The following is a 6,339-nucleotide window of genomic DNA, read 5'->3' as shown; positions in this document are numbered from 1 at the left end:
GCATCGGTCCCGGCAGATGCCCGCCCACCGGCCGCCGGGGCAGCCCGGCGGCGGTGGTCGACACCGGCGCCGGTGGCACGCTCACCGGCCGGATCCGCGCCGCGCTCGGCGCCAGCAGCGCGCCACCCGGCGCCCGGACCGTGGCCACGCCGCGCGCCGGCCCGCCGGCCGTCGGGGCGCTGGTGACCAGGTCGCGGGAACCACCCTGCGGCCGCAGGACGGGCGCGTTCTTGAACCACGGCGCGCCGCGCCCGTGCGGGCGCCGCTCGGCCGGCGGCCGGGACGCCACCGACTCGACCCGGGTCAGCACCGACTCCGGTACGTCCACCTGCGCCACCGTGCCGGTGCCGGGGTTGTGCAACTGCACCCGGATCCCGTGCCGGGCGGCCAGGTGGGCCACCACGTGCAGGCCCATGCTGCCGGCGGCGGCGCTGGACAGGGTGGCCGGCGCGGCGAGCCGTTCGTTGATCTCGGCCAGCCGGCTCTCGCTGATGCCGATGCCCTGGTCGTGCACGCGCAGCACCAGCCCGTCGACGGTGCGCCGGCCGTCCACCAGCACCCGGGCCTCCGGCGGCGAGTAGACGGTGGCGTTCTCCAGCAACTCGGCCAGCAGATGCACCAGGTTGCCGGCCGCAGCGCCGTGCACCGCAGCGGTCGGCACGTCGATCTCCACCCGCGGATAGTCCTCGATCTCGGAGGCCGCCGCCCGTGCCACGTCGTCCAGCAGCAACGCGCCCTCGTGCCCCCGGCCCGGCTCGCCACCGGCGAGGACCAGCAGGTTCTCCCCGTTGCGCCGAAGCCGGGCGGCCAGGTGGTCCAGCGCGAAGAGCCGGGCCAGCGCGTCCGGATCGGTCTCCTCGCGTTCGAAGTCGTCGAGCAGCCGCAACTGCCGGGTGATCAGCGTCCGGATGCGCCGGGCCAGCGCCTCCGCCATCCGGGTCACGTCCAGCCGCAACTCCGCCTGCTGCCCGGCGAGCCGCAGCGCGGCCCGGTTCACCGTGTCGAACGCCTCGGCGACCTGCGCCACCTCGTCCCGACCGCGCCGGATCCCGTCCGTCATCCGGGTCGCCGGACCCTCCGCGGGCGCCCGTTCGCCCGCCGCGATCGCGGTGATCCGCTCCGGCAGCTCCCGGTTCGCCATGGTCAGCGCGGCCACCCGCAGCCGGCGCAACCGGCGGCTGGTCCGTACCGCCAGCAGCACGGCGGTGACGAGCGAGCCGAGCGCGACGGTGCTCGTCGCCCCGGCGGTCAGCACCGCGCGCAGCCGGGCCGCGGCGGCCAGGTCGGCCGCGTCCCGGTCCAGCCCGTCGGACAGGTCCCGGCCGAGCAGGTTGTACCGGCGGATCGCGCCGCTCTGCGCCACGTACCAGGCGTCGCCGTCGGTCTTCAGCGCGTCCGGCGCGCCGTCGGTGTCGAGCATCGCGTCGCGCATCCGCCGGGCCGTGGTCACGTCGGCGCCGTCGACCAGCCGGTACCAGGCAGCGTTCGCCGGGGCGGAGGCGATCCGCAGGAACTCGGCCTGCCGCTGCTCCCGGGCGCCCCGCAGCCGGCCCAGCCGGGCCAGCTCGCCGCGTTCCAGTCCGCCTCTGACGAACACCGCCCGCAGCAGGTCGCGCTCCAGCGCGGACAGGTGCTCCTGGGCGGCCACCGAGGCCACCTCACGGGCCTGGTTGGCCAGGTCGGCGTCCCGGAGTTGACTGGGCAGCGCGTCCGCGACCGCGAGCAGCGACTCCACGAGCGACACGTACGCCGGGTCGCCGCGCTCACCGGCCAGCGCCAGGTCCCGGGTCGGCGCGAGTTGTTCCAAGCGCCCGCGCGCGTCGTCCAGCACCCCCGCCAGGTCCGGGGCGGCCCGGCGCGCGTCACCCTGCGCCGAGCGGTAGCGCTCCACGGCCGTGTCGACCCGGCGGCGCTGCGCGTCCACGAGCGGGCGGCCGGACGTACCGCCGCGCTGGCGCAACGCGGCCGTCTCGCCCAGTTCGCGTTCCAGCTCGTGCACCAGACGTACGGTCGCGGTGGCGGTGCCGGCCAGCACGCGCGCCCGGTCGGCGTCGGCGGACGCGTCCAGCGCGGCGTCGGTCTGCGCCGCCCCCAGCACGACCAGCCCGGCCGTGGCGACCAGGATCGGGGCCAGCAGTTGGACGCGGACCGAGCGCAGGCGTCCGGTGCGGTCCGCGGAGCGGTGGTGCCGGCGTACGCGAGCCGGGTGGGGCAGCGGCACGGTGGTCTCCGGTCGGGTCGGGCGGGCCGGGCCCGGACGCGCGTCCGGACCCGGCCCGTTCAGGTCAGCTCGCGCCGAGGTCGCTCAGTGCCCGCTCCGCGCCGCGGTGCAGCGGCACCGGGTCGGTCTTGCGGGCGTTGCCCAGCTCGATGCCCTTCGCCGCCGGGTTCGCCTGGGCCAGGGCGTCCTTGGACTCGAACACCGTCCGGGTGATCGCGCAGGCCACGTCGGCGTCGAGGTTGTCCCGCACCAGCAGCACGTTCGGCGCCACGATGGTGGGCACGTCGGCCGGGGTCCGGTAGATGTCCTTGCCGATGGTGCCCGCCTGGTACGCCGGGTTCAGCTCGGCCATCTTCGGCAGCAGCGGAGTGATGTCGACGAACTTCACCTTGTCGCCGGACGTGGTGAACAGGTCGGTGACCCCGCCGGTCGGCACGCCGCCGGACCAGAAGAAGCCGTCGATGCTGCCGTCCTTCATGCCGTCGACGGTCTTGGTGAGGTCCAGCCGCTGCGCCTGGACGTCCTTCGCCGGGTCCAGCCCGGCGGCGGTGAGCAGCCGGTTGGCGATGACCTCGGTGCCGGACTTCGGTGAGCCGGTGGAGATCTTCTTGCCCTTCATGTCGGCCACCGACGTGATGCCCGCGTCGGCCCGTACGACCACCTGGGTGTAGTTGTCGTAGATCCGGGCCAGCGCCTTGACCGGCTGCGGCGCGGTGAAGCTCCCCTTGCCCTGCACCGCGTTGACAGCGGTGTCGAACAGGGAGAACGCCACGTCGTACTGGCCGGCGACGAGCTGTTCGACGTTCTGCACCGAGGCGCCCGTCTCGGCGGCCGTCCCGGTGAGCTTGCCGTCGGTGGTCTTGCTCAGCTCACCGGCGAGCGCGTTGCCGACCACGTAGTAGACGCCGGTGGCGTTGCCGGTGGCGATACCGACCCGGGTGTCCTTGGTGACCTTGCAGCTGACCTCGCGGGCGGCGTCGTCCTTCGCCGCGCCGTCCTGACGGCCCCCGCAGCCGGCGGCACCGGCGGCGACCAGGACAAGCGCCCCGACACCCGCCACTATCCTCGCGTCGATCCGTCCCACTCTCTCTCCTCCCCAAGATCCACGGATTCTTCGACCGCCGGGCGGCCGGCGTGCCCGGCGGCGCCACGTCGGACGTACACGCCCGCGACCGTGAGCGCGGCGAGCGCCGCGCCGATCGCCATGGGCAGCGGTTCCAGCCAGAGCAGGACCAGCCCGGCGATCGCGCCGAGGATCCGCTCCGGCGCGCCGGCCGGGCCCACGCCCGGCAGCCAGCCGCCGGCCGCGACCGCCAGCACCGCCACGCCGAGCGCGGAGACCAGGCCGGCCGTCACGATCCGCCCGGGCCCGCCGATGCCGAGCAGTCCGAGGCCGGTCGGCGTGATCACGAAGGCCAGCGGGATCAGGTACGCCGGCAGCGCGTACCGCAGGGTCTGCCACATGGTCGGCACCAGGCGGCCGCCGGTGACCGCGGCGGCGGCGACCGCGGCGAGCGCGGTCGGCGGCGAGACCTCGGACAGCACCGCGAAGTAGAAGACGAACATGGCCGCGGCGGGCGCCTCGACACCCAGGTTCAGCAGCGCCGGGCCGATGATCACCCAGCCGATGACGAAGGACGCGGTGACCGGCACGGCGAGGCCCAGCAGGCTGAGCGCGACGGCGGCGAGCACCGCGGTCAGCGCCAGCACCACGGCGGGCTCCGAGCTGACCGCCTGCGCGCCGCTGATCAGCAGCGAGGCGGCCTGCGGCCCGAGCCCGGTCTTCGTGGTGGTGGCGGTGATGATGCCGGCCGCGGCGCACACGGCGCTCACCGCGAGCACCCCGCGTACGCCGTCGCGCAGCGCCGCCACCAGCCGGGCCGGCGTGAGGCGGTGCCGCCGGTCCAGGAAGGACAGCGCCGCCGCGATCACGGTGGCGACGACCACCGCCCGCATCGCCGACGCGCCGAGCGCCAGCACCACGATGATCACGAGGAGCGAGAGGAAGTGGTAGCCGAAACGGGCCAGCAGCCGCCAGGCCGAGCCGCTGTCGATGACCACCGGACGGACCCCGGAACGCCGCGCGTCGATCTCGACCGAGAACAGGATGCCCAGGTAGTAGAGGATCGTCGGCACCGTGGCCCAGCCGAGCACCTGCAGGTAGGACACGCCCAGGTACTCGGCGATGATGAACGCCGCCGCGCCGAGCGTGGGCGGGGACAGGATCGCCCCGACACCGGCGGCGGCCAGCATGCCGCCCGCGCGCTCGGCCGGGTAGCCGGCGCGGCGCAGGATCGGCCAGGTCACCGCGCCGATGCTGACGGTGGTGGCGGCGCCGGAGCCGGAGACCGTGCCGAGCAGGAAACCCGAGGCGACGGCGGTGCGCCCGGCGGCGGTACGGGAGCGGCGGAACGCGGCGGCGGACAGCTCCACGAAGAACCGGCCCGCGCCGGACAGGTCGAGCACCGCGCCGTAGATGGTGAACAGCACGATGTAGGAGGCGGCGACGTCCAGCGGCGTGCCGTAGAAGCCGCTGTCGGAGTTGTAGAACGCGTCGACCAGCTGCGCGAAGTCGAGCCCCGCGTGCGCCACCGGCCAGGACTGCGGCAGCAGCCCGCCGTAGTAGCCGTACCCGAGGAACAGCACGCAGACCGCCGGCAGGATCCACCCGGTGGTACGCCGGCACGCCTCCAGCAGCAGGAGCAGCAGCCCGGTGCCGAACGCCACGTCCAGCGGGTCCAGCAGGCCCTGCCGGTCCAGGAAGGCGTCGTACCCGCCGCCGCCCGCACCGACGGCGACCGGCAGCACCGGGTAGAGGCAGACCACGAGCGCCGCGAGCGCCAGCAGCCAGTCCACGGGCGTGGGTCCGCGCCGGTCGTCCACGTCGACCGCGTCGGCCTCGGTGCGTCGCAGCCGCACCCCTGAGGGGTACGCGAGGAACACCATCGGCAGGACGCCGGCGAGGAAGAAGATGAGGTAGTACTTGCTGCCCTGGGCCAGCGGGAAGAACACCTGCCAGAGCGTCAGCAGCCCGACCGCGACGGTGACGCCGGTGAACAGGAAGCCGACTCCGCCGGCGAGGACCCGTCCCGGCTTCTCCTCCTCGAACCGGGCGGCCAGTTCCCGGGCGTCCTGCTGGGCCTGATCCGGGGCGTCCTGCGTCTCGGCCGGAGTGTGGTCCTCGGTGTGGTGCGGCACGGCCCGGCTGTGGTGGTGCGTCTCGCCCGGCCCGTCGTCGGACCACTCCGGACCGGCGACGACGCCCTGGTCCGGCGGGAGCGGCACCACCTCGGCGTCCACATCGGACCCCGGTCGTCCGCCGGACGGCGGCCGGGGTTTCGGGGGAGTCGCGTCGGAGGGGCGAACGGGCGGCACGAGGGGGCACGATACGCGAATTGCGCGCGCGTTGGGAACATTGCTTAACGTGATTGCAATGAGTGACGGTAATTGGGGTGACGCGCTCCGGCGGATGCTTCTTGAATCTCTTTCGTAATTGCGCGATCAAGGACTTCGGCAATGCCTTCCGGTGGTCGACCGGGCGCCTTTCCAACGATGAATGGCGAGTCACGGGAGCCGGTGGCGGTTACGGATAGTGCAGCGCGACCGACTGCTGTCGCAGGCCCTGTCGGCCCTCGGCGGTGCCGGCGCCGACCGGCGTCGGCAGTACGTGCTCCGGTGCCCGGAAGGCCCATGATCGAATTCATTCCGCCGAGGTCGCGGGCTCCTTCGTCATGCCGACGCCGCCACTGCGGCACGGTGGCTGTGCCGGGTGCCGCCGCCGATTCCACCGCGCGCCCGCCGCCGGCGGATCGGACGGGTGGAACGCCATGGGTGTCTCCGCCCCCGTTTGGCACCCATCACGTTCCACTCGTCGTGACGGTTGTCGAGATCTTGGGCGAGTAGTTGTCCGCTCCGGGCGGCGGGCGCCGAGATCTCCGGTCGAGTGCGTCGCGCTGTCGTGACGGGGTGCGGCGCCGGCGGGCTTTGCTCTGCAGCCACCCGCGCGGCAGCCACGCTGCGTAACCGTGTGCGCCGATGGATGCAGAGCGAGGCGGCGGGAAACGCGGACGGCCGCGATGGGCGTGAGTGGCCGCCTCGGGGGCAGGGGCGTCGGGCGG

3 protein-coding genes are annotated in these 6,339 nt (G+C 74.3%); all 3 read right to left on the bottom strand.

Features of this window, described 5'->3' with window-relative positions; genetic code table 11:
- Positions 1-2,221 (bottom strand): sensor histidine kinase (locus tag KBX39_RS19980; protein WP_210871933.1); only part of this gene is annotated, 2,221 nt, incomplete at its 3' end.
- A 64-nt stretch (positions 2,222-2,285) separates the two neighbouring features.
- Positions 2,286-3,305, bottom strand: coding sequence for a TAXI family TRAP transporter solute-binding subunit (locus KBX39_RS19975; protein ID WP_210871931.1), 1,020 nt, complete (start codon positions 3,303-3,305; stop codon positions 2,286-2,288).
- Positions 3,281-5,509, bottom strand: coding sequence for a TRAP transporter fused permease subunit (locus KBX39_RS19970; protein WP_312247464.1), 2,229 nt, complete (start codon positions 5,507-5,509; stop codon positions 3,281-3,283). The genes KBX39_RS19975 and KBX39_RS19970 overlap by 25 nt, the downstream gene beginning before the upstream one ends.
- Positions 5,510-6,339 lie beyond the last annotated feature (830 nt).

The sequence above is a fragment of the Micromonospora sp. D75 genome (assembly GCF_018070405.1).
Lineage (GTDB): Bacteria > Actinomycetota > Actinomycetes > Mycobacteriales > Micromonosporaceae > Micromonospora > Micromonospora chalcea.
Note: the sequence above shows the minus strand (reverse complement) of the source record. Positions and strands in the feature narration are given on the sequence as shown.